This is a genomic window from Allochromatium palmeri, from assembly GCF_009720725.1.
Taxonomy (GTDB): domain Bacteria; phylum Pseudomonadota; class Gammaproteobacteria; order Chromatiales; family Chromatiaceae; genus Thermochromatium; species Thermochromatium palmeri.
Window position 1 is genome coordinate 24,088 of record NZ_WNKT01000013.1, and the last position, 24,993, is coordinate 49,080.

16 protein-coding genes are annotated in these 24,993 nt (G+C 63.5%); 4 read left to right on the top strand and 12 right to left on the bottom strand.

Going from position 1 to position 24,993, the window contains the following annotated elements; genetic code table 11:
- Window positions 1-139: 139 nt before the first annotated feature.
- The 3 genes from GJ668_RS08150 to GJ668_RS08160 form a co-directional block, all read right to left on the bottom strand.
- The gene (locus GJ668_RS08150; protein WP_155449662.1) at window positions 140-436 is read right to left on the bottom strand and encodes a hypothetical protein; all 297 of its coding nucleotides are present in this window, start codon (window positions 434-436) and stop codon (window positions 140-142) included.
- A gap of 124 nt (window positions 437-560) precedes the next feature.
- A complete protein-coding gene (ftsH, locus tag GJ668_RS08155; RefSeq protein WP_155449663.1) occupies window positions 561-2,558 on the bottom strand; it encodes an ATP-dependent zinc metalloprotease FtsH in 1,998 nt (665 codons plus the stop codon).
- Window positions 2,559-2,704: 146 nt separating this feature from the next.
- Window positions 2,705-3,130 carry a CBS domain-containing protein gene (locus GJ668_RS08160; protein ID WP_155449664.1) on the bottom strand — a complete coding sequence of 142 codons (426 nt, stop codon included), beginning with the start codon at window positions 3,128-3,130 and terminating at the stop codon, window positions 2,705-2,707.
- A 620-nt stretch (window positions 3,131-3,750) separates the two neighbouring features.
- On the opposite strand from GJ668_RS08160, the gene GJ668_RS08165 reads away from it, so the two are divergent.
- On the top strand, window positions 3,751-4,290 hold the full coding sequence (locus GJ668_RS08165; RefSeq protein WP_155449665.1) for a general glycosylation pathway protein: 540 nt from the start codon (window positions 3,751-3,753) through the stop codon (window positions 4,288-4,290).
- Between the two features lie 33 nt (window positions 4,291-4,323).
- On the opposite strand, the gene GJ668_RS08170 is transcribed toward GJ668_RS08165, so the two are convergent.
- Genes GJ668_RS08170 through GJ668_RS08180 form a run of 3 tightly spaced genes read right to left on the bottom strand, consistent with a single transcriptional unit; the run spans window position 4,324 to window position 8,346 of the window.
- Window positions 4,324-5,145 (bottom strand): formate/nitrite transporter family protein, encoded by an 822-nt coding sequence (locus GJ668_RS08170; RefSeq protein WP_155449666.1) that lies wholly within the window; start codon window positions 5,143-5,145, stop codon window positions 4,324-4,326.
- Window positions 5,138-5,401 carry a hypothetical protein gene (locus GJ668_RS08175; RefSeq protein ID WP_155449667.1) on the bottom strand — a complete coding sequence of 88 codons (264 nt, stop codon included), beginning with the start codon at window positions 5,399-5,401 and terminating at the stop codon, window positions 5,138-5,140. Before GJ668_RS08175 ends, GJ668_RS08170 begins: the two co-directional genes overlap by 8 nt.
- A 2-nt stretch (window positions 5,402-5,403) precedes the next feature.
- On the bottom strand, window positions 5,404-8,346 hold the full coding sequence (locus GJ668_RS08180; protein WP_155449668.1) for a transketolase: 2,943 nt from the start codon (window positions 8,344-8,346) through the stop codon (window positions 5,404-5,406).
- On the opposite strand from GJ668_RS08180, the gene GJ668_RS20915 reads away from it, so the two are divergent.
- Window positions 8,345-8,467 carry a hypothetical protein gene (locus tag GJ668_RS20915; protein WP_281350198.1) on the top strand — a complete coding sequence of 41 codons (123 nt, stop codon included), beginning with the start codon at window positions 8,345-8,347 and terminating at the stop codon, window positions 8,465-8,467. The genes GJ668_RS08180 and GJ668_RS20915 overlap by 2 nt on opposite strands.
- A 79-nt stretch (window positions 8,468-8,546) precedes the next feature.
- On the opposite strand, the gene GJ668_RS08185 is transcribed toward GJ668_RS20915, so the two are convergent.
- Window positions 8,547-9,176, bottom strand: a complete 630-nt coding sequence (locus GJ668_RS08185) for a hypothetical protein (protein WP_186342973.1) — start codon at window positions 9,174-9,176, stop codon at window positions 8,547-8,549.
- 1,114 nt (window positions 9,177-10,290) lie between these two features.
- Between GJ668_RS08185 and GJ668_RS08190 the strand changes: the two genes are divergently transcribed.
- Window positions 10,291-10,578 (top strand): sll1863 family stress response protein, encoded by a 288-nt coding sequence (locus GJ668_RS08190; RefSeq protein ID WP_155449670.1) that lies wholly within the window; start codon window positions 10,291-10,293, stop codon window positions 10,576-10,578.
- A 250-nt stretch (window positions 10,579-10,828) separates the two neighbouring features.
- On the opposite strand, the gene GJ668_RS08195 is transcribed toward GJ668_RS08190, so the two are convergent.
- Window positions 10,829-12,643 (bottom strand): glycoside hydrolase family 15 protein, encoded by a 1,815-nt coding sequence (locus GJ668_RS08195; protein ID WP_155449671.1) that lies wholly within the window; start codon window positions 12,641-12,643, stop codon window positions 10,829-10,831.
- Window positions 12,644-13,121: 478 nt separating this feature from the next.
- Between GJ668_RS08195 and GJ668_RS08200 the strand changes: the two genes are divergently transcribed.
- A complete protein-coding gene (locus GJ668_RS08200) occupies window positions 13,122-15,851 on the top strand; it encodes a diguanylate cyclase domain-containing protein (protein WP_155449672.1) in 2,730 nt (909 codons plus the stop codon).
- Window positions 15,852-15,944: 93 nt separating this feature from the next.
- On the opposite strand, the gene GJ668_RS08205 is transcribed toward GJ668_RS08200, so the two are convergent.
- The 4 genes from GJ668_RS08205 to GJ668_RS08220 form a co-directional block, all read right to left on the bottom strand.
- Complete coding sequence (locus GJ668_RS08205; RefSeq protein ID WP_155449673.1) at window positions 15,945-17,378, bottom strand: sigma-54-dependent transcriptional regulator; 1,434 nt, start codon at window positions 17,376-17,378, stop codon at window positions 15,945-15,947.
- 276 nt (window positions 17,379-17,654) lie between these two features.
- Window positions 17,655-20,387 (bottom strand): PAS domain-containing protein, encoded by a 2,733-nt coding sequence (locus GJ668_RS08210; RefSeq protein ID WP_186342974.1) that lies wholly within the window; start codon window positions 20,385-20,387, stop codon window positions 17,655-17,657.
- A gap of 185 nt (window positions 20,388-20,572) precedes the next feature.
- The gene (locus tag GJ668_RS08215) at window positions 20,573-23,251 is read right to left on the bottom strand and encodes a DEAD/DEAH box helicase (protein ID WP_155449675.1); all 2,679 of its coding nucleotides are present in this window, start codon (window positions 23,249-23,251) and stop codon (window positions 20,573-20,575) included.
- Complete coding sequence (locus GJ668_RS08220; RefSeq protein WP_155449676.1) at window positions 23,248-24,885, bottom strand: site-specific DNA-methyltransferase; 1,638 nt, start codon at window positions 24,883-24,885, stop codon at window positions 23,248-23,250. The genes GJ668_RS08215 and GJ668_RS08220 overlap by 4 nt, the downstream gene beginning before the upstream one ends.
- Window positions 24,886-24,993: the final 108 nt, after the last annotated feature.

Consider the following 24,993-nt stretch of genomic DNA (forward strand, 5'->3'; position numbering starts at 1 on the left):
TCATGATTCACCCTCCATCAGTTGTCGTTTCCACGGGAAACAGACGCAAATAAACCGTGTCTCCACCGAGGTCGCTGAAATCCACATCATTGAACACAAAACAAAAATCACGCATTTCACTCTGGACGCAGTTGTAGGTTTAACGGTCTTCGCTTCGCTTTCCTTGGTCGGCGGAAGCGGTCGATGGGCTCGACGACATCTCCGGTTGCGCCACGCCCATCGGCGACTCGTCCTCGCGCTTGCTTGCTGTCTCGCGCGAATACCGCGACTGCATCGGACTCTCGGTGACTCGCGAGGTTTGGGTGCGCGATTCGAAGTAATCGGAGTCGCGTTTCATGTCGTAGTAATTTCCGGTCTCGGCCTGTACACTCGCCGCGATAGGCGTGAAGACCGTGATGACAAAGGCGATTGGCCCAAGTGTGCGCCAGTTGATCATCGATTGCCTCCTCTGATGGAAATTCGTGGAAAGCTGGAACTCTTGATCAGCTCCAGCACTCGCCGCGCTACTGTCTTGCGTGCCGACAGCAGCACGGGCTTCGTTCTGGACGTTGCGGCCAGCATCAGCGCCCCACCCCGGCGATGCGCCGGATCTCGCCCACCTTGGGCGGCTCGCCCAGGATCGCGTCGATGGCGGCCCGATCCAGGCTCTCTTCCTCCAGCACCGCCTCGGCCAGGCGCTCGAGCCGGTCGCGATGCTCGTCCATGAGTCGGCGCGCACGCGCCTCGATGTCCGCGACCAGCTCGCGGATCTCCTCATCGATCAGCCTGGCCGTCGCATCGCTGAAGTCCTGAGACTGGCCCATCTCTCGACCAAGGAACACCGGCTCGTCGCCGCGGCGGAAGGCGACCGGGCCGATCCGTCGGCTCATCCCCCAGCGCGCGACCATACGTCGCGCGAGCTCTGTGGCCTGAGCCAGATCGGACTCGGCCCCCGTGGTCACCTCGCCGAAGACGGTTTGCTCGGCGACCCGGCCGCCGAGCATGACGCCGATGCGATCGCGCAGATAGCTTTCCTTGTAGGTCCGGCGCTCCTCCTCGGGAAGCTGCTCGGTCACGCCCAGGGCCTGTCCTCTCGGGACGATGCTGATCTTGTCGAGCTGGTCGGCAGCAGGTAGCAGCCACGCCATGAGCGCATGGCCGCTCTCGTGGTAGGCGACCAAGCGGCGCTCGTCGTCACCCACGCCCCGATCACGCTCCGCGCCCAGGACGATCTTGTCCCGGGCCGACTCCAGCAGTTTCATGTCCACGGCCTCCTTGCGCTCACGCCCCGCCAGCAAGGCGGCCTCGTTGAGCAGGTTCTCGAGGTCGGCGCCGGAGAAACCGACCGTCCGCGCCGCGATCAGCCCCAGATCCGTATCCTCCGCCAGCCGTATCTTGCGCGCATGCACGTCGAGGATGGCCTTCCGTGCCTTGCGGTCCGGCAGCTCGATGTGCACCTTGCGGTCGAAACGGCCAGGCCGCAGCAACGCCTTGTCGAGCACGTCCGGGCGGTTGGTCGCGGCCAGGACCACGATGTCCTCGGTGGGCGTGAAGCCGTCCATCTCGCTGAGGATCTGATTCAACGTCTGTTCGCGCTCGTCATGTCCGCCGCCCAGTCCCGCGCCACGACTGCGACCAACGGCGTCGATCTCGTCGATGAAGATGACGCAGGGCGCCTCCTTCTTGGCGGCCTCGAAGAGGTCGCGCACCCGAGAGGCGCCGACGCCGACGAACATTTCGACGAACTCGGACCCGCTGAGACTGAAGAAGGGCACGCCCGCCTCGCCCGCGACCGCGCGTGCCAGAAGCGTCTTGCCCGTCCCGGGTGGACCGATGAGCAGCACGCCCTTGGGCATGGTGGCGCCGATGCGACGAAAGCGCTGCGGGTCGGCCAGATGGTCGACGATCTCCTGCAGGTCGGCCTTGGCGTTCTCCAGACCCGCGACGTCATCCATCCCGAGGTTGCTGTCCTGATGGCGGAAACGCTTGGCCTTCGCCTTGCCGAAACTGAAGAGACCACCGTCCTGTCCACCGCCCATCAAGCGCTTCTGCATCCGCTGGCTGAGATAGAGGAATCCGCCGAGCAGGATCGCCCAAGGCAGCAGGGTGGCAAGCACCCGAGTCCACATCCCGGACTCGGCCGGCTTGGCGGCGATCTCGACCCCTCGTGTCTCCAGGAGCGGCAGCAGATCCGGATCCTGGACCTGCGGCATAGTGGTCACCCACTCCTCGCCAGCGTTGACCCGCAGGGCGCCGTCCTGGGATTTGAGCGGCGCGGTTGCGGCTCCATCTGCGGATTGAGCATCCGATTCGGCTGCGGTCCCAGGCAGCGGATCCGCGAACCGTCCACTGATGTGGTCGCGCTCGAAGGTGACCTCGGCCACCTGATCCTGCCGCACGGCCTGCTTGAACTGGGTGTAGCTCAGCTCCGTCGGGCCTGGCGCCAACCAGGGCCCAACGACCATCCAGAGGACGAAGGTCACGCCCAAGGCAATGAGGAAATGACGCTTCAGGCCCTCGCCCGCTGGCAGGCTGGGATGCTCCTGCGGTGCCTTGCGTGTCGTCTGATGCTCTTTCATGTGGTCTCTCCGGTCGTGAGGCTCGCATCGCATTCTCGCCGCTGTCCATCGTGAGGAGCCGATTGGCCTCTGGAATGCGGATTGCCGCCTCGCCTGGGCACCGCGCGCCGACGAGACAGCTGGCGGCGGCTGAGCAACGACGCCCTCTAGACGTTGCCGCGCACCCGTCGCACCCCTTCAGGCTCGGGCCCGGAAAAGGCCTGAGGCGCCGTCAATGCGTCGATGACCTCGAAAACGTCGATCATGCCGACCAAATTACCGTCCGCGTTCGTCACGCAGATCGCCGGCTGTCGACTGCGGCAGATTAGATTGCGCACCTCCTCCAAGCGGGTCTCCATCCCGCAGCTGACTGGGTTCCGTGTCATGGCCTCCGCAACCGTCTTCTGGGCGCCGCGCTCGCCTTCATCGCGAGTGAACAGATCGCGCAGCGAGAGGCTGCCGACCAGCCGTGGCCCATGACAGACCGGCAGCAGCCAATGGCCGGACTGGCGCATCGCCTCGGCGGCTTCCCATAGGTTGCAACCGGGATCCAATGTCGTGAAGTCTGTCATCATGGTTTGGATCAGCGTCATGCTCGATACCTATTTTCTTCTTTCCTGATAGTGACTTGCGCATCGCGGAGATGCCGCGACGACTAGATAAGCAGCGCAGTTCAAGCCCTAAAACGCTTAGAGCGGTTTCCATGCCAACTAAGGATGTGGTGAAAGACACAGAACCTTGGCGGGCGCCCGCGCGGCAGCTTAACTAAAGACCCGTATCCGGCAACGCGAACCGCGAAGACGCACGGGACACGAAGAAAAACAAGAGTTTGCCTCATGCATGGCCATCAGCCTTTAGGTGAAGGTGACCTGCCGCGCAATTTATTGAAATCCTTTGCGCTCTTCGGATTCTTTGCGGTTCGACCGCCCTTTTCAGCTGAGACTTAAAAGATCCTGAGCCCTGCCCGTACATCCCGCTCACGCACGCCTTCGCAATCGGGTGATACGAGCCAGAAACCGGTTGTTTTGGACCAAATCCAAGATGAATGCGAGCGTTGCTTAGGCAGCTGGCAGCGATTCCGCCTGCCAGCCGGTCATGCCTCCAAGCACATTGAAGACTGCGTTACCGCATTGCTGCGCTAGCCGTTGTCTTTCAGAAGCTGGCCCAGTGATTGCCTTTCTGTTTTGTCAATCCACTCAAAGAGAGGAGACCCATGATCGAGGTCCACGAACAGCCTAACAGTAACATCGTCGAGATGACGGTCTCGGGCTCTATGAAAGGACTGACCTCAACCTATCACCTACTGACGCGGATCCTTTACGGTATCGCCAGCCTGGCCCTCACGGCGATCAGTCTTGCGATGATCGGTGTCGCCGGATTCGATGTTTGGCACGCTGCGGACGCCAGCGAACCGCTCAAGTACGCCATGCTCGACGGCATCGGGTTGGTGGTGGTGTCGCTGGCGGTCTTCGACGTCGCCAAGTATCTGATGGAAGAGGAGGTGCTGCGCGACCGCGAGCTGCGCTCGGCGACAGAGGCGCGCGAGACGCTGACGAAGTTCTTCGTGATCATCATCATCGCCGTGACGCTGGAGGCCCTGATCTTCGTCCTCGGCGCGGCCAGCAAGAATCTCTCACTACTCGTCTATCCGGCCATTCTCTTTGGCGTCTCCTCCCTGATGATGGTTTCGCTCGCACTCTATTTGCGCCTGAGCAGCCACGCCGAAGAGCGGCTCCCGGCGCCCGAAGATTGAGACAGAAGGATCTGAAGCGTCAACCGACGGCTTTCAGATCTCATCCTTGACCTGCGCATAGGTGATCAGGGCGAAGAGCCCGGTCCCACCAATCACGTTCCCAATCAAGGCGGGAAGGATTCCGGCCAGAACCGCCTTCGCCCAGGACATCTCCCCCGCGAGCGCGAGCAGGAACCACTCGGTCGATCCGGCGACGACGTGGGTCAGTCCACCGAGCGCGATCATGGAGGTGATCAAGACGATGATCCCGAGTTCGCTGCCCTTGGAACTCGGCATCGACCAGACGATGGATGCGACCATGAACCCGGCCGGGATCCCGTAGAGCAGGGTCTGGAGCGCCGAGTACTCGAGCAAGTGATGCGATACCGCGAGGGCCGCCTCCAGTTGCACCGGTGGCACGATACCGCCCAGCGTCGCCACTAGGGCGGAGATCAGCGTGCCGACCATGTTGGCCGCGAAGACGATGGCCCAGAGCCGCGCGGTTCGTTGAATTCTGAACCGGCTGCAGTCGCTCAGGACAGGCAGCACCACCGTAATGGTGTTTTCGGTAAAGAGCTGGAGGCGACCCAGAATCACGATGACGAAACCGACGCTGTACCCGAGGCTTTCCAGCACGGACTGGAGTGGACTCTCCCGCAATGCATGGTGCAGGAACGCCGTGCAGTAGACCGAAAGACTGAGCGCAAGGCCCGCGGCAATGCCGGACCAGAACAGGGAATTGACCGGGCGTGACAACTCCTCCACGCCTTCCTGGCGCACGACCTCGAAGACTTGCAGCGACCGCAGACCTAGGTGCTCCGAGACTTCCTGCGCTTCCTCGCGGGTGAGCCCCGCACCTTGTTCGCTTCTAGACATGGCAAAGGCCGCGGGTCGGCGGGAGGAGCAATCGCAACAAGGGCGACACGCGGCCGCGTCGAAACATGATCGTCATCAGCAACCCCAGTGCATCCAGAGACAGGCATACGATGACCCGAAGCAAAACCCGCACCGATTCGATTCGGTTGCTGGTCAGCCGCGGTCCCACGCTGGGCCAGTTGACGCTCTTCCTCATCCCCGTGTGCTCTATCTGCTGCTCGCGCGGCACACCCGCCCCCGCGCCGCTCTGGCGCATGGTCAGGCCGCCAAGGCAAGCGCCTGCTGCTCGATGGCCTGGCTCGAGAGACGATGCCGCTCACGCAGCGCCTCGGGCGTCGCCGAATGCGGCTCGCCGCTCACACCGAGATGGAACACTCGACCGAGACGCCCGACCTGCGCGGCGACCGCCTCGCCAAGCCCGCCGGCGCGATGGTGATCCTCGATGACCAGCAGGCCGCTGGTCTCGCGGGCGGCGCGCTGTAGCGTCTCGACATCCAGGGGCTTCACCGAGTAGGCGTCGATGACGCGCGTCCTCAGCCCGCGCTCGCGCAGATGTGCATGGGCCTCCAGTGCGGTGTGCACGGTGATGCCGGCCGCCACGAGCGTCAGGACGTCCTGCTCAGACTCGGCCAGGGTCTTGCTGCCGCCCACCGGGAAGCCTTCCTCCGCTGCGTAGAGCACAGGCGTCTTTCCGCGCGTGGTACGCAGATAGACGATGCCCGGCGTACCGAATGCGGTTTCGGTGAGTCGCTCGGCGCTCACGGCATCGCAGGGATAGAGGACGGTCGTTGCGTCGAGGGCGCGCAGCATGGCGATATCCTCCAGCCCCATTTGGGAAGGGCCGTCTTCCCCGATCGAGACCCCGGCGTGACTGCCGCAGATCACCAGGTGCTCCAGGCGCGAGTACGACGCCATGCGCATGAAGTCATGCGCGCGGGTCAGAAAGGCGGCGAAGGTGGCGACACAGGGCCGCTTGCCGCTGGCGGCCAATCCCATGGCGGCGCCAAGCATGTTCTGCTCCGCGATCTCGGCCGCGACGAAGCGTTCGGGAAAACGGTCCGCGAAGGACGCCGTCTTGGTCGACCCCTTGACGTCCCCGTCCAGGACCACCAGATCGTCGAGCGTCTCGCCAAGCTTCGCCAAGGCACTCCCGAAGGCGCTGCGCGTCGCGACCTCATCCCCGTGCGCATAGTCGACGGACATCCGCCCCGGCGGGAGGCGCGTGTCCCGCACCTGAGCGGCAACGACGTGACGCGGCTCGACGGCGATCCGCACGTCCGCCGCCTTGATCTCGGCCAAGGCGGCGGCGCATTGCTCGGCGTCGAGCGCCTTGCCGTGCCAGCCATGCGCCCCGGCGAGGAACGACACGCCCTGCCCCTTGACCGTGCGCGCAATGATGGCCGTGGGACCGGCGTCGCGCGTCTGCTCCAGGGCCGTGAGAATATCCCCGAGATCGTGACCGTCGATCTCCAGCGTGCGCCAGCCGAACGCCTTGAAGCGCCCGGCGATTACCGATGTGTCATGGCCATAGGGCGCCGGACCGCTCTGCTCGAGGCCGTTGGCATCGACGATGGCGACGACGCCGTCCAGATGCTGGTCAGCAGCGAACTGAGCCGCTTCCCAAACCGAGCCCTCGGAGCATTCGCCGTCGCCCAAGAGACAGAAGAGCCGCGCACGGATTCCGTCCAGCCGGTTGGCCAGTGCCATACCGTTGACCACCGCGAGCCCTTGCCCAAGGGAGCCGGTGGCGACGGGCACCCAAGGATTCTCGGGCGTGGGGTGGCCCTGCAGATCACTGTCGAGCTGACGCAGGCTGAGCAGGTCCGAGTCGATCGCGCCCGCCTCGGACAGCGCGGCCCACAGGATTGGCGCGGCGTGGCCCTTCGAGAGCAGGAAGCGGTCGACATCCCGCGCCTTCGGAGACGCCGGATCCCAGCGCATCTCCTCAAAAAAGAGTGCGGCCAGGATCTCGGCGCAGGACAGGCATGAGGTGGGGTGCCCCGACCCGGCGGCCGTGGTCATGCGGATGGTCTTGGCCCGGAGCTTGTCCGCCATCGCCGCCAGCGGCTCGTGCGCCGCCGAGCGCCGCAGTCGCTTGCAGCGTGCCTCCAGCCCCTGCAAGAGCGCGTCGTAAGGATCGATGAATTTCTGCACACCCTCGGCGACGAGCTGCTCGGTGACGGCACCGAGGTCGATATCCAGATCCGCGAGCCGGCTCAGGATGGTCGCCGCATCCGCGGCATCGTCCGTCAGCGTTCGCTCGACCCTTCCATGAGCGTCGAAGGCGTCCGCCGTCTTGTCCGGCATGGTGGACACCGTCTGCGGGCCGATCAGCGGCTCGATGTACATGACATCCGAGTAGTCCGGATCCTTGGTGCCCGTGCTGGCCCAGACGATGCGCTGCGGGTGAGCGCCCTCGTCGGCGAGATGCCGCCAGCGATGGCCGGCCAGCACCTCGCAGAAATCTGCGTAGACCAAACGTGCGTTGGCGACCGCGGCTTGGCCGAGCAGCGACTCGGCCTGGTCGCGCAAGGTCTCGCTCACGCCGGGATCGATGCGGTGACGAAGCTCACGATCCACCGCGACATCGATCCGGCTCAGAAAGAAGCTCGCCACCGAACTGACGGAGCGGAGATCCAGCCCATCGCGTAGCCGCTCTTCCATGGCGCGCATGTAGGCTTGCAGCGTCTCGCGATAGGCGTCGATGCCGAACAGCAAGGTGATGTTGATCCCTTCGTACAGCAGCGTTTCGGTCGCCGCGATCCCGGCTCGGGTGCCCGGGATCTTGATGTAGAGATTCCGCCGGCTGACTGCCTGCCATAGCTTGCGCGCACCGCGCATGGTCGCTTCCGCGTCGTGGGCCAGATGCGGCGAGACCTCCAAGCTGACGTAGCCGTCCGCGGTATGAGTCTCCTCGTAGACTGGAAGCAAGAGGTCGCAGGCCTCCTGGACATCGGCGATGGCGAGTCGCTCGTAGATGGCCTCGACATCGTCACTCTTGGTCAGGGCCGCGCGGATGCGCTCGTCGTACTGGCCCGACCCGGCCATGGCCTTCTCGAAGATGGCTGGATTCGACGTGATTCCGGAGAGACCCTGTGTGCGCATCCTTCGCATGAGCGTGCCGTCCTCAATGAGGCCTCGGGAGAGGTTGTCCAGCCAGAAGCTCTGGCCGTGGTCCTTCAATGTGAGCAGTCGACTCATGAGAAGCTACCTCGCTCGATCGTCGGAGGGCTGGCGCAATGCCGGTCACTCGCCGGCAAGGTGCCTTGCCGGCGTCTTCGTCGCCTACGTCAGCGAGGATCTACTGACCCTGCATATCTGACCGGCTATGTGCTGGCATGCTGGTGGTCTTGCACATTCTGTGGGGCTTCGTCGGCCCCAGGCGCTGGAGAGGACGCGGTTTACAAACTTTGCCCAGACATCTTGTCGGCCTTTTCCGACCCAGACATCTTTTCAGCCTTCTCCGACGGCGCCTTGTCGGTCGAGTAGCGCATGACGATCAGAGATCTGGCCAGCAACTCTGGACCACCGAAGAACTGATCGTCCACCGTGCCGGTGACGTTGACGCGATCACCTTTCCGCACCTTCAAATAGCCTTCGTCGTCGAGCGGATCGAACCCAAGCTGGTCAGTTGAGACCGTCAGCTTCCGCTTACCCGTATCCACAGTGAATTCATCGTCGCCGATCGAAGTCACCTGACCGCTGACCCAAGTTTGCGCGATGACAATCGGCACTGTGGTGGTGATGATTGCGGTGTCTTCCTCGTCTGCGGCGCTGGAGAAGAAGGTCGTCCCCAGTTTCTCCAGATAGACGCTGCCGGCCTCGATCGTCGTGGTCTCGAATAGGTCGTCGTCGACCTTGCCGACAACATTGACTTTGTCGCCGGGCAGCAGTTTGTAGGCGTCCGCATCACGATCACCATCGTCCATTTCGACGATCACGTTGCCGTCGCCATAGTTCAGGGTGAAGTGGTCGCGCTCGACCGACTCAACCACTCCGCCAAGGCTGATCCAGGTCTCGTCTGGCTGCATGTAGGGATCCTGCTCCGCGACGGCAGGAAGAGCGAATAAGGTTCCAGCCAGTGTGAGCATCAATGGGTTGCATCGCATACGGTTTCTCCTTCATTGGTCATCAGTTCCTCCGCGAGAAACCCCGTCCTTCAGGGCGGGGAGGGAGAGCGGCTACGACCGTGCAGCCACCGGAAACAGGTGCAGGCTTTCCACCTGCCGGGCCGTGAGGCTCTGCCCGTAAGGGCCTGGTGACGGTGCGGCGTCTCACGACGCCACACGCTCCCCTCGCCAATGTGTGCAACCGGCTCCCGCTGGCGCGGCGATCAAAACCTTCGGCGCTTTACCGTTCGCCTGCATGATCTCGACCTTTCAGAGCGGCGGACTGAGGAAGCATCCGCCGGTGAGTCTTAGCGACCTGTTGCATACGTAGCCCCTTTCGACCCTCCTGGTCAGGCGGGCTGAGGCTGGTCAACCCAGCTTGCTTTCACAAGCTCCGCCCTTCGGGGCGGGGTAGTTGACGAAAGAATCCCGGTCTCATCGTCCGGGGCCCGCGCCTTAAACCGCTCATCAAAATGGGGACGGCCACAAAAGGACGTTTCTCAACTCTGGACGCGGTGGGCGCGGTTTGATCAAGGCAGGCACCATGCCAAGCAAGTCTCTACGGCCTGAGCTACGTGGTAGTCACGAAGGTCCATGTCGGTGATCGTGCGCGCCGAACATGCTGGCCGCGCAAGTACTGAGTCGATCAAGGCGACGTCGTCGCGAGACCTGAGTCACCGGGTACACTGATTCGTGGCATCGGCTCAAATACCCCCACCAGTGGTTGCCTACAACCATTGCCCCCTGTCTTGGCCGGACGCGATCCCCTGTGCATCAGCGCGGCCTGCGCTGAGCCTCGCTGTCGTCGAGATGTCTGATCCGATGCCGCGAGGAATGGCCTGATATCTGCGTCTGCTGCCATTGCTGAAGTGCGATATCACCTCGCGTCATCCCGGAGACATCCCATTCTTCGTCAAGCAGATTCTCAAGCAGGTCGAGAGGGGGCGGGCCTCGGGCTGAAGAAGCGCCCGACGACGCTTGGCTTGATCTTCGCAAGACATTTGCTGCTTCTTTCAACAACGACGGAGGAATTCAAATGACCGAACGAGAAGCCTACGTGGACCAGATGAAGGCCAAGCTCGAACAATGGAACGCCGAGATCGGCGTACTCGAGGCCAAGGCAAAGGTCGCCGGTGCCGATGCCAAGGTGAAGTACGACGAGTACCTCTCGACGCTGAAGGAGAAACAGGCCGACGCCTCGGCGCGGCTCGAGGCGTTACGCGACTCGAGCGGTGACGCCTGGCAGGACATCCGCGACGGCGCCAACCAAGCCGCGGACGCCTTGGGCGAGGCCCTGAAGTCCGCGAAGTCCAAGCTCCATTAGTTGTTCCATTAGTTGCCCTTGACCTTTGCCGGCCCCTGTGAAGCGGTCGGCCGGGCATGAGGGTCTGGGTCGATTGGCCACCCTGCCTCGACCATCAAGGCAAGCAGGGCCAGTCGGCTCCAGGCTCTCGATACAGTTCCAGAACACCGGTTCTCGGTGGCCTGAGCCAGATCGGACTCAGCCCCTGTGGTCACTTCCCCCACGTCCTTAACCAAAGACGGTTTGTTTGGCGACCCGGCCGCCGCGGGTCTCAATCCGGACCACCCGCCGTTTCATCGTCCATGGCACGGTGCTCACAGGGGCCGCGGCCGCGGCTCAGGTTACGCGCGCTGTTGATCAGGGCCACATGGGTGAAGGCGAGCGGAAAGTTGCCCATCAGGCGCCGTCTGTCGGGGTCGTACTCCTCGGATAAGAGACCGACATCGTTGCGAACCTCAAGAAGACGCTTGAACAGCTGGCGGGCCTCCTCTCGGCGCCCAGCCATGGCCAGATTGTCCACCAGCCAGAAGGAACATGGCAGGAAGGCGCCCTCCTCGATGCCGATGCCGTCGACGTCCGAGCCCCGGGCGTAGCGCATGACGAAGCCGTCCCAGGTCAGCTCCCGCTCCACCGCCTCCATGGTCGCGCGCACCCGGTGATCCTCAGGCGGCAGGAAGCCCACCAGCGGTAGCATCAGGAGGCTCGCGTCCAGGGCCTTGCCGCCGTACTCCTGGACGAAGACGTTGCGCTCGCGATCGACGCCCCGGCTCAGAACCTCCGCGTGGATCTGATCGCGAATGCGGGCCCAGCGCTGCGCGGGCCCCGAAAGGCCGAAGCGCCGGACGGCCTTGACGGCCCGATCGAAGGCCACCCAGGCCATGACCTTGGAATGGGTGAACGGCCGGCGCGGACCGCGGATCTCCCAGATCCCCTCGTCGGGCTCCTGCCAGCCTGTTTCGAGGAACTCCAACAGCGCCCGCTGCAGCGCCCAGACGTGCTCGCTCGAGCGCACGCCGGCGCGGTTCGTCACATGCAGGGCGTCGAAGATCTCGCCGTAGACGTCGAGCTGGAGTTGGGAATGGGCGGCATTGCCGATGAGCACAGGTCCGATATCCTGGTAGCCGCCGAGCCAATCCAGCGCGTTCTCCTCGACCCGCCGCTCGCCGGCGATGCCGTAGAGGATCTGCAGATCCCGCGGCCGGCCGGCGGCGACCCGCAGCAGCCACTCGCGCCACGAGCGTGCCTCGTCCACATAGCCCGAGACGAGCAGGGCGTAGAGCGTGAAGGTGGCGTCGCGCAGCCAGCAGTAGCGGAAGTCGAAGCTGCGCCCACCCGACCAGCTCTCCGGCAGGCCCAGGGTGGGCGCGGCGATGATGCCGCCGGTGGGCGAGTAGGTGAGCGCCTTCAGCGTCAGAAGCGAGCGCTCGACGGCATCCGCGTAGTCGCCCCGATAGGTGGAGCGCCGGCTCCAGTCGCGCCACCAAGCAGTGGTCATGTCACAGGCGGCAAGCGGATCGATGGGCAGCGGCGACCGCTGCTCGGACGGGAAGTAGGTCAGCACGAAGGCGGTGGTCTGCCCGGCACCCACATCGAACTCGCTGAGCGTGCGATAGTCCTCCCCCGTGAGCGGCGCCTGCGTGCGCAGTTCCAGGGAGTCCGGACCCGCAGTGGCGACGATGCCGCCTTCGATCGACTCTACCCAGGGCACCACGGCGCCGTAGTCGAAGCGCACGATCAGCTCCATGCGCATGGGCACCTGACCGGCCAGACCCTGAACCACCCGCACCACATCGTGGCGCCCTTCCCAGTGGGGCATGCAGTCAGTGATACGCACCCGCCCGGAGGCGGTCTCGATCTCGGTCTCCAGCACCAGGGTGCCGTCGCGATAACGGCGACTGTGGTGGCGGATCTCCTCGCGCGGAGCGATGAGCCAGCGACCGTTCTCCGGACGACCCACCAAGGCACAGAAGCAGGCGGCCGAATCGAACCTCGGCAGACAGAGCCAGTCAATGGACCCATCGCAGCCGACCAGGGCGGCCCCGCGGGTGTTGCCGATCAGTGCATAGTCTTCGATGGACAGGGCCATAGGCGTCTCCCAGGCTGAACCGATCGTGAATCCCGGAGCATGGCCGATCCCTGGAGGGGTCGCCGGCGCCTGTCGAGCACAGCGCGGCTCGGGGCATCATCAGGTCCAAAGCAACAACCCTACCAGCCCAGGCTTGGCGGCGGCATCGGTCGGACCAAGTCGCCTGGCTGAGTCCCGTTGTCCAGGCAGCACGTCGGTTGGGCCTATCCACCGCCGTCGGTTCAAATCCACCGTGGCGGCCCAGGGTGTTTCCGATCCTGGAGCGATTGGTCTTTATCGTGGCCGTCGAGGTGCAAATTCTTAGGCGATCTTCAGGAAAGACTCTGCGCATCCTACAAGGGTTTAGAAATTGCTTAACAGCAAAGGGTGAAAAATCCTATAAACCCTATAAATCCTGTCAAGAATTATGATATGGGGCGTAGAATAATCAACAGACCCAGTCTCGGAAGCGCCTCTCAATCTCCCCGGAGACTCAGCCATGCCCCTGCGTGACAACGGCGGGAGATGGAACGAGCGTCATCGCCGCAACGCCCTACTGCTGATCGTTCTGCTGCTGGTTCTAGGGATCGCGGCCATCGGTTGGAGTGCCGAGGGCTTTCTGCGCCGCGACATCCGCGCCGCCACCCACGATAAGCTCACGGCGATCGCCGCGCTCAAGGCCGATCAGATCCAGGTCTGGCTCGCCGACAAACGCAAGAGCCTACAGGCGCTGTCCGGTTCGCCGCCGTTCCTGGCCGCGCTCGAGGAAGCGCTCGATCCCGCCACACCGGAGCCGGCGCGGCGGACCGCCGAGGCGCGGGTGACGGCTCGGCTCGAGGGCATGCGCCGGGCGAACGACTATGCCGCCATCCTGCTGCTCGACGAGCGCGCCCGGATCCAGCTCGGCGTCGGCCTGGCCGAGCCCCCGACCAACTGGTCCGCGCTCATCGCGACCCACCACACGCCAGGGGTGCACCTGCAGGACTTCGTTCGCGCGCCGACGGCGGACGGGGTCGGACGCATCGAACTCGGACTCTTCGCACGCCTGGAGCAGGCCGCCACCCCCTCGCCGCTCTGGATCTATCTGCGCATCGATCCCGAGCGCTTCCTCTACCCGTTGATCCAGCGCTGGCCGGTGCCGAGCGCGAGCGCCGAGACCCTGTTGATCCGCCGCGAGGGCGATGCGGTGGTCTTTCTCAACAGTCTGCGTCATCGCCCCGACACCGCGCTGCGTCTGCGCCTGTCGATGCGGCAGACGACCCTGCCGGCCGCCCAGGTTCTTGCCGGGCGCGAAGGCATCTTCGCCGGACGCGACTATCGGGACGTGCCGGTGCTGAGCGTGCTGCGCCTGATCACCGGCACGCCCTGGGCCATGGTCGCCAAGGTCGACCGCGAGGAGGCCTATGCCAACCTGGCGACCTTGCGGGCCATGGCGGTGCGCGTGCTCGTCGCCTTCATCCTGATCGGCGCCGTGGCGTTGTGGCTGTGGTGGCGCGGTCAGCAGCAGGCACGTCGCGCCGAGTTGCTCGAGCGTGACCTGAAACAGCAACGCCTCGCCGAGCGCTTCGATTATCTCAGCCGCTACGCCAACGACGTCATCCTGCTGCTCGATGCCGAGGGCAAGGTGCTGGAGGCCAACGAGCGTGCCCTGAGCCACTATGGTTACAGCCGTCAGGCGTTTCGCCAGTTGCACCTCGACGACCTGCGCGCGCCGGGCGAGAGCGAGCGCCTAGCGCCCCTCTGGGCGCAGCTGCCGCAACGCGATTCGCTGGTCTATGAGGTTCTGCACCGGCGCCAGAACGGATCGGTCTTTCCGGTCGAGTGCAGCGTGCGGCGCATCGCGCAGGGCTCGACTCTGGTCTACCAGGAGATCATTCGCGACATCACCGAGCGCAAACGCGCCGAAGAGGCGCTGCATGAGCAGGAGCACATGCTCAACGACATGAGCACCATGGCCCACATCGGCGGCTGGCGTTTCGACCCAGCCACCGGCCAGGGCAGCTGGACGCCGGAATGTGCCCGCATCCACGACCTGCCGGAGGATGCGCCCATCGATGTCGCCGCCGGCCTCGGCTACTACAAGGATGAGCATCGGCAGACCATCGAGGCGGCGGTGCGGGCCGCCGGCGAGGAGGGCCGCCCCTACGACCTGGAGCTCGAGATCGTCTCCGCCACCGGGCGGCGCAAATGGGTCCGCACCATCGGCCATCCGGTGCTGGAGCAGGGGCGTGTGACTCAGGTCTTTGGGGCTATTCAGGACATCACCGAGCGCAAGCGCGCCGAGCAGGCGTTGCGCGAAGCGCTCGACACCCGCGAGGCGGTCCTTCAGAGCATGAACGACGGCCTGGTGATCGCCGACCCCACGGGTATGATCATCGACATCAATCCCGCCGCCCTGCGCCTGCACGGCTTCACCCGCAAGGACGAGGCACTGCGCGTACTCGCCGAGTATATCGACTTCTTCGAGGTGCGCGACCTCGCCGGCGAAGAGCAGCCGCCCGAGCGCTGGCCGATCTCCCGTGCCTACCAAGGCGAGGTCTTCACCCATCATGAGCTGCGGGTGCGCCGACGCGACACCGGCCAGACCTTCATCGGCAGCTACAGCGGCGCCCCGGTGCGCGACCCTCGGGGCCGGCTGCTGTTCGGCATCATCACCATCCGCGACATCACCGAGCAGAAGCTTGCCGAGGAGCAGATCCGCCAGCTCGCCTTTTACGACCCGCTCACCGGGCTGGCCAATCGACGTCTGCTCGAGGAGCGGCTGGCGGTGGCCATGGCCCAGGTGAAGCGCCAAGGCGCCTGCCTCGCGGTGATGGTGCTCGACCTCGACCACTTCAAGGAGATCAACGACACGCTCGGCCATGCCACCGGGGATGCCCTGCTGGTGGAGGTGGCAAGGCGAATGCGCGATGCGGTGCGCGCCACCGACACGGTGGCGCGTAGCGGTGGCGACGAGTTCATCCTCGTCCTATCCGACGTGGAGTCCAAGGATGCGGCCTACTTGGCGGGGAAGCTGGTTGCGCGTCTCTCCGAGCCATTGCATCTGGAAAAGCAGACGCTCAGCGTCAGCTGCAGCCTCGGCATCACGCTCTCAACCGGAGACGGGGACACCGCCGACGCGCTGATCAGGCGCGCCGATACCGCCATGTACCAGGCCAAACAGGCCGGACGCAACCGCTATCAATTCTTCACCGAGGAGATGCAGCGCGAGACGCTGTCAACGGTCTGATTGGGGGATAGCAGCGACATTCCGCACCCGCTCACCTGAGCGCAGGATTTCACCCGCCTGCGGTTGCGTACAACCCCTGTCCCAATCTTGCCGTCAGCCCGACGGCGGATGGACGCCGTCGCCCTGTGTCTCATGGTCCTTGAGTCCGTATTTCTGGATCCGGTAACGCAGGGTCTCGCGGGTCGTGCCCAGGGCGCGCGCGGCGGCGGTGACATTGTGGCCGCTGCGCTCCAGGGCCGTGCGAATGATGAAGCAATCCATTTCGTCCAGGGCCATGCTGCCGTCGAGCGGAATGGTCAGCCGATCGCCGTCGACGCCCGGCCCGGCCCTGTCCTCGGGGCTCGGCGTCAGGCCGCTGCCGAGCTGCATCCACTCGATCGAGAACCGCTCGCCACGGGCGAGGAGCACGGCGCGCTCGACGACGTTGCGTAGCTCGCGCACGTTGCCGGGCCAGCTGTACGCGCGCATCCGCTCGTAGACCGCCTCCGGGATCTCGCGCACACGGCTGCCGGAGCGGGCGTTGTACTCCTCGACCAGCACCGGCACGATCTGGCGCAAATCCTCGAGCCGCTCACGTAGCGGCGGCAGGTCGAGACGGAAGACGCTGAGTCGATGGTAGAGATCGCTGCGGAAGTCGCCGTCACGCACGCGCTGCTCCAGGTTGCGGTTGCTCGCGGCGATGACTTGCACATCCACGTCGACCGTCTTCTCCGCACCGAGGCGGCGGACACGGCGGTCTTCCAGCACCGTGAGCAGCTTGGTTTGCAGCTCGAGATCCATCTCGGCGATCTCGTCGAGAAACAGGGTTCCTTCGTGGGCCTGCTCCAGATAGCCGCGGTGGCGCCCCTTGGCGCCGGTGAAGGCCCCGGACTCATGCCCGAACAGCTCGGACTCCAGCAGCTCGCGCGGCAGCGCGGCACAGTTGACCTCGATCATGGGTCCGTCGGCCCTGGGGCCGGAATGATGCAGGATGCGCGCGACCAGCCCCTTGCCGACACCGGTCTCGCCGCCGATGACCAGGGCGCTGAAGGGAACCTCGGCGAGCCGCCCGATCATCTCGCGCGTGGTGCGCGTGATCGCGCTGGAACCGATATAGGATTCCACGCCATAGCGGCGACCGCGATCCCGGCTCTCGCTGCGCAGACGCCGTTGCGCCGCGGCGGCGCGGCGGGCCCCGGAGACCACCAGTTCCAAGCGCGCCAGCGCACAGGGCTTCTCCAGGAAATCGTAGGCGCCCAGACGCAAGGCCCGCACCGAATCGGAGACGCCGCCGTAACCGGTCAGCAGAATCCACTCGCCGGTGATCTTCGCCTGCCGCACGGCCTCCAGCAGATCCAGCACGTTGCCGTCCGGGAGGCTCATGTCGGCCAGGATGACCTGCGGTTCGAGACGTTCGTCGAGCAGCCGCCGACGGGCCTCGCCCAGGGTCGTCGCGTGCTCGGCGTCCCAGCCCTTGCCGGTGAAGTGCCGGGTCAGCTCCTGGCCGAATGCCTCGTCGTCTTCGATGATCAGCAGCGAATTGCCCATCAGGGTCTGGTCTCCTCTGGGTAACTGTTCGATAACAAGCGATCCATCTTAGCCCCTCTTCCCTCGCGGGAGAGGGGTTGGGGAGAGGGGTTGGGGAGAGGGGGAGAAAGGACCGCAATGGCCAAGTTGTTTTCGAGCCGTTACTTAGCGGTCGGGATGGGGCGCGACGGCACCCATCGGACACGGGGGCTTTTGAACCGCCCGCCGGTTCTTATCCACCAACTCCAACACGCACCCGACACGCCTCCGGGCGAGGCTGGGACCAGACGCGGCGACCTACTCCAGGATCCGCCTGAGATCGGCGAGGCCGACGGGCTTGAGGAGATGCGCGTCGAACAGGTCCGCCTCCTTGCCGAGGGCGATCGCAGCATAGCCGGACACCGCAACCAGCCTGAACCCTTGGCGCTCGGGGAGCTCGGCCAGACGACGCGCGACCTCGATGCCGTCGAGATCGGGCAGTCCGATGTCGAGCAGGATCAGGTCCGGGCGCACCTGGGGCACCGCCTCCAGCGCCTCTCCTCCACTCAAGGCGCCCGAGACCGCATGACCGAGCGCAACCAGTAGCTCGCTCGTCGCCTCGACCACCTCCGGGCTATCATCGACGACCAGTACCCGTCTGCGGACCGCGGCCGTTCTGCCGGGGACGTTGTCGACAGCCGCGGTCATCTCGGCCGGTGGCTCGGCAGCGAGCGGGAAGGTCAGCGTGACGCGACTGCCAAGGCCGACACCGGCGCTGTGGACCGCGACACGGCCGCCATGCAGCCCGACCAGGTTCTTCACCAGGGTCAGTCCCAACCCCAGGCCACCCTCGGCGCGCGCCAGCGAACGCGGTCCCTGCACAAAGGGCTCGAACAGCGATGGGATGGTCTCCGCCGAGATGCCCTGACCGTTGTCCTCGACCATGATCCTGGCGGTGTCCTCGTGCCGGGTCAAGGTGACACCGATGCGCCCACCCGGATCCGTGTACTTGACGGCATTGTGCAGCACATTGCTCAGCACCTGGACCAGCCGCGTGGCATCGCCGCGCACCGGCACCGGATCCGCCGGCAGATCGAGCACGAGTTCATGCCCGCGCGTGCGGACTTCGCGCTCCACGACCTCCAAGGCCTCGCGCACCAGCGCTCCCAGATCCTGCCGCGCCGGCTGTAGCTCGATGGAGCCCCGGGTGATGCGGGCGACATCCAGCAGGTCATGCACCAAGCGCTCCAGGTGACGTGACTGGCGATCGATCACCCCGTAGGCCCAATCGAGCGTGGCCTGATCCCGGTTGCCCAGGGCAAGCCGATCCAGGGCATGGCGCATCGGCGCCAAGGGGTTGCGTAGCTCGTGACCGAGCATCGCCAGGAAGGTGTTCTTGCGTCGGTCGATCTCGGCGAGTTGCTCGGTCTGTTCGCGCAGATTCGTCTGCAGGGCCTGCTGCTCGCTCACATCGAGCGCGAGCGAGAGGACCGAGACCAAGCGGCCGTCGCTGTCGCGCAGGACCGAGTTGTACCATTCACACCAGATGGTCGTGCCGTTCCGGCGCTGGTTGAGATGCAGACAGTGATTGTGCTCGACTTGGCCCTCGACCAAGGCGTCGATCATGTCCGCGAACGGCTCGCGCTCCTCTTCGGGAAACAGACCCAGGGCATGCAGCGAGCGGTTCAGGGCCTCGGCTTCGGTCCAACCGAACACCCGCTCCGCCGCGGGCGACCAGCGCAGGATGGCGGTATCGGCCGACCACTCCATGGACGCGACCGGCGACTTGTCGACATGCAGCTTGAGCCGCTCCAGGGTGTCGCGGTACCGCCATTCGGCCTGCGTGGCGCGGGTCACATCGGCCAGGATACCGACGCAGCCATAGACGTCGCCGGTCTCGTTGCGCAAGGGTGCGGCGGACGCGATCAGGTGCTTGACCTCGCCGTCGGCGAAGAGGACGTCCTCCTCGAAACTGTGCACCGACTCGCCGGTGCGCGCCGCTCTCTGCATGGGCAGCTCGGCGGACGCGAGCTCACGCCCCGCGTGGAAGACCCGAAACGCCAGCGCGGTGGCATCGGGGCCGGACAGGGACGGGTTGGTGTGCTCGGGCAGGCGCAGGATCTCGGCGCCGGCGCGGTTCATGTCCATGTTGCGGCACTCGCGGTCTCGACCGAGATAGATACCCACGGGCGCGGCCTCGAAGACTGCGCGCAGCTCGGCCGCCCGCGCCCGGTTCTCGGCATTGAGTCGCTCGATGGTCTCCTCGTTGCGGCGCCGCTCGGTGATGTCGACGACCAGCACGAAGAAGCCGGTGACACGCCCGTTCTCCTGCCGGTCCGGGATGTACTCGACCTGGCAGCAGCGGGTGCCGGCCCCCTGGTAGGGCAGCCAGGCGTCGAAGGCGATGCCCTCGCCCGCCAGCGCCCGCTCCATGCGCGGGCGAACCAGCTCGAAGGCCTCCCGACCGAGGATCTCGGCGACTGGCTTGCCCAGGATCTCCGCCCGATCGAGACCGAACCAACGCTCGTAGGCCGCGTTGTTGAAGCGGTAGCACAGGGACGCATCGACGCGCGCGATCAGCGCCGGCAGCGCATCCGTGACTTGGCGCAGGGTGCGCTCGCTGTCGGCGAGCGCCAGCTCGGCGTGCTTGCGCGCGGTCATCTCGGAAAAGGTGATGACGACCCCGTTGATCGGCGTGGTCTTGGTGCAATAGGGCAGCAGACGGCGCAGATACCAGTGGCCCTGCTCGCTGTGGACCTCGCGCGGTTCGACCGCGGCTCCCGCCAGCACCAGGGTCGCGTCATCGAGCAGATCCGGATCCTCGAAGCCCCAGCCGAGATCCTTCAGCGGGCGACCGACATCGCTCGGGCCGAGCCGCAGCAGGACGTCGGTCGCCGGGGTCCAGCGACGGATACACAAACGCGGATCGAGAAACAGGGTGGGCACCTCACTGCTCACCAGGAGGTTGTTGAGATCGTCGTTGATCTCTTCCAGCTCGCGGATCTTTTCCGTGAGCTGGGCGTTCATGGCGATCAGCGCTTCGTTGAGCACGTGTGGCTCCTCCTTGGCGACCTCCAGTACCTTATTGGTAAAGCACCGCTTCTCGTTCGTCGAAGTACCAACATGGAGGATCGTCTCATCAAATGGTCTCGCCATCGGAGAAGCACTCGGAAGCTTGATCGGGCAATGCGCTGTAACAGGCAGCGCCCCGTACCGTCCGCGCGGATGAAAACGCTCTACCCCTTCCCAAGGTGATCAATCGACATATTCTCGGAAATGGTGTCGTGGGGGATGAGTCGATAAATCCACGGCTTGCCTCCGTGCTTGAGGCTGTAGCTTGTTGCGTTTTCGCACCAGTTTTCGGCAGCGTCCTTTTTCGCCAGCACATCGGCATCATTCAACGCGGTACGCTTCTTCGGTTCCAGCATGTAGATCGCGTCTGCTGTCTCGGCGACGAAGTCGGGCTGATACTCGGAATGATCCGCTCCTAGCCTGTAGAAGATTTGGAACAGGCCTTTCGCGGGCTTGAACCACTTCTCCGTTTCCCGATCCAGAATCACAGCGAGGATACGTTCCGCCTCGGAGTCGAATTTCTGGACGGGATAGAGGCAGCGTTTGAAGCCGCCGAAGAGATACTTCGCCATGTTGCTCTTGTCCTTCGGCGACACCCTGAAGTCCAGTGGCTCCTCGTTCGCGGTAGCGGTGTAGGCACTCGACTTGAGCTCGGTGAAGCCTTTGCTGATCACGACTTCGTATTCGACTGCCTCGTCCTCCCAATAGTGCGCCTGCATTTGGGCGTGGATGAACGCGGCGATCTCCTTTTGGTGCCGCCAGAGCACTTTTCCTGCTTGTTCTTCGCTGAGGTAGCCTTTCAGATGCGTCACTGTTTGACTGGCCAGGTCGTAGAGAAGGTCGGCGTGCTTCTCGTAGTCGATGTCATCAAAATCCACGAGTCCGCTGACGACGTAGTTCTCAAGCCGCGTCTCTTTCAATCCGCCTTTGCCGAGCCCGATCACTTCGTGGGTGCCGGTGCGAAGCAACTGCACCCAGAGCTCGTCGGAGATGGGCTGAAAGTTCAGACCGGAGAGGTCCAGCTCGAATGCCTTGAAGCCGGAGTCCACCTCGCCCTTCGGTACCACCAGGATTCGAGGAATGTCGATGGTTTGCTGCACGACCAGTTCAGCCGTCTTCTTCACGATGGCCGCGATGTCCGGCTGTTCGGTCACGCCTTCCAACTCCAATTGGGTTGGGGTAAAGGCAGCGGCAACTTCCCGCACCATGTCAGCTTGGACTTCGGCGTTGGCGAGGCTGTGAGTGGTCGGTACGCGATCCGGCTGGCTTTCGAACTTCTTGATGACGGTGTAGGCCGCCTGGGCAACCTTCTGCTCTGCGGCTGTGGTGAATACCGTTTTCTCTGCCGACGGCGCAACGGTTGTAGACGTGGAGGTTTGTGCGGGGATGGTCCCGAGCTGGCTGGCCAGCTTGCTCTGAGAGATGACCGTCTTGGTCTTCTTCTCAAGCTCATCGGGATCGAGGATGACGGTCTGCATGCGAACCTGAGAGTCGGGACGGTTGGCCTCGTCGACGATCTCCTGGAACTTGTCATGCGCCACGATATTGAGGCGATCGACGGCGGTGACGCCGACGCGCTTACCGTAGGGCAGGCGCAGACCGCGACCGATCGACTGCTCGATGAGGATACGGGCATTGGCGGCGCGCAGCGGAACGATGGTATAGAGGTTGGTGACATCCCAGCCTTCCTTGAGCATGTTCACGTGGATCACGATCTCGGTCGGCTCGTCAGCGTGTTCCACCTTGAGTAGGCGGTTGATCATGTCCTCCTCTTGCGCCCCCGTCTTGCTGGAATCGACCTGGATGACCTTGCCCTTGTAGCCGCCGTCGAAGAAATCGTCCGACTCCAGCAAGGTCTTCAGTTGCGCTGCGTGCGTTGTGTCGCGCGCGATCACAAGCACGAAGGGCTTGACGATTTCACGGTTGGTTTCGCGGGCATAGGTTTCGAGCTGAACCTTGGTTTGCTCGTGCAAGCGAATGCCATCGGAGAGTTTCAGCTCTTCAATCGCCTCCTTGCTCATGCCGGCGGGATTGAAGTTCTTCCGCGTCACCACGGCGGGCTCCTTGACGAAACCATCGGCGATGGCACGGCCCAGGGCGTAGTCGTAGATGACATTATTGAAGGGTATCGCTCCCTTCGACGTTTCGACGAAGGGCGTTGCCGTCAGTTCGAGCCCAAGGACGGGCTTCAGCTCGTTGATGGCGCGCAGTCCAGCCTTGGCGCGGTAGCGGTGCGACTCGTCCATCAGCAGGACGAGGTCTGGCAGGGCCGCGAGGTAATCGAAGTAGCTTTCCCCGATGTATTCGGAGAGACGCTTGATCTTCGGCGCTTTGCCGCCGCGGACCTCCGAGTCGATCTTGGAAATATTGAAGATATTGATGCGCACGCCGCCAAAGAGCGAGCCGCTGGCCGGGTCACGCTGATCGTAGTTGTCGCCGGTGATGAGTGCCGGTTGGTTCACGACGAACTCGGCCATCCCCTTGAACACATATTTGGGCGTATTGGGCGTGAAATCCGCGATCAGCTTGTTGTAGATCGTCAGGTTGGGCGCGAGGATGAAGAAGTTGTTGATGCCGTGCGCGAGGTGCAGGTAAGTGACGAAGGCCCCCATGAGCCGCGTCTTACCGACGCCGGTGGCGAGGGCAAAACAGAGCGAGGGGAAATCCCGCTCGAAATCGGTGACGGACGGGTATTCGCTTTGGATCAATTCCAGGGCTTCGGACACGGCCGTCGATTTTCGGGGCGGCACGATCTCGGTGATCCGATCGAGGATCTCCAGCGATTGGCGCTGCGGCGGGCGGAGGCTCAGGCGTCCGGAAATGGCGTTGACGTGGCGGTTCATTCTGCGTCCTCCTCTCCATCAAAAAGTCCGAGCTGGCCGGGTTTCGGCGGGGCGTCGGGGAGATTTTCGACGCGGAGGCTGTAGTCGTCCTTGCCCCATTCGCAGCGGCTGAGGACGGCTTTGGGAATTTTTTTTACCGTCAGATTCGCGTAGCCCTCTTTGCTGCCACGGAAGGAGGTACAGACGACCAGCAGGCTGCGCTCGGGGCCGACTTCGTCGCTCAGTTGTTGGAGCTGCTCGTGCTTGAGGCTGGCGGTGGTGACGTAGATGAAGTCCTGCTCCGTGGAGTGGCCGTGCTGCCAGTAGAGGCTGTCGCTCGGGGCATAGGTGAAGCCCTCCAGCTTGCAGACCGCTTCGGCCAGCATGGCGGCGTTGTAGTCCTTGCTGATCACCCAGTTGTCCCACTTGTCCTTTTCGAGCAGGGAGGGCGCGAGCTTGTAGTAACGAAAACCGCCGCCGCCTTTCCAGTCGACCGCCTTGGTGATGCCGCCGGGGTCTTCACCGTCGATGACCTTCTTCAGGCGCGGGATGCAGTGGGTGTGGCAATGCTCGCCGAGTTCGATGCCGATCCAGCGCCGACCCATCTTGTGGGCCACGGCTGCCGTGGTGCCGGAGCCGAGAAAGGAGTCAAGGACGAGGTCGCCGGGGTTAGTGGCTATGTGAAGAACCCGTTGAATCAAGCGCTCCGGTTTCGGTGTTGGGAATGAGTCCTTCGCACCATAGAGAGCGTGCATTTCCCGCTTGGATTCATCCGTGTGTCCAACCTCCTCGTGGGGCCACCATGTCCAAGGGGCCATCCCCTCAATTTGACTCAGAAACTGTTTCCGTTGAGGCATGGCATTTCCGTCTTTGCCAAAGTATATTCGATCATCAGCGAGCAATTCTTCATACCTCTCGCGGATGACTTTCCAACACGAACCTTCAGGCGGAGTGAATATTTTCCCCGTTTCGGGAGATTCGATCTCATACATCTGATTGGGCCGAAAACCTTGGGCGGAGAAGGAAACCGCTCGCCAAAGTCCCCGTGGATCTTTGTTTGGATTTTTGTATACTTTCTTCTGTTTTTCCCCTAGAGGTAGCTTATTCCGCTTTTTCTTGAATGTTGCTATGTCACGTGCATAGACTAAAACATATTCGTGAGCGTCACCAATGGCCTCCCTATTTTCACGGGAATAACGCTTTTGCCAAATGTTGGATGCTACGAATGAATCTCTCCCGCAGATCTCGTCGAGCAACACTCTAAGGTATGGCATTTCAGAGTCATCAATAGAGACCCAAAGCGAACCATCTTTTGAATCCAAGAGATTCCATATGATTTTTAGACGCTCGCGAATCAACGACAACCATAGAGAATGCTCCAAACCGTCGTCGTAGTGAGAAAATGCTGATCCGGTGTTATATGGTGGATCAATGTAAACACACTTCACCTTACCCGCGTAGTCCTGCTCCAACGCCTTCAAAGCGAGCAGATTGTCCCCAAAGATCAGCTTATTATCGAAAAGATCTTTCCTTCCAACACGATGCAGTGCATGGTAAGACTTCTGCGGATCCTCGACCAGAATTCGCGGCTCTAGCTTTGGTCGGTTCTCCTTACCGATCCAGGTAAGTTCGAGTTTTTGTTTTCTTGTTGACATATCGATTAAATAGGTCCGCGATAAGTGTGATTTCGTGAAGATCGAGTCGTCGGTCTGGTCTATAGTAACGGGAGCGATCTTTTCAGTCAGATCATGAAGGGCCGCAGC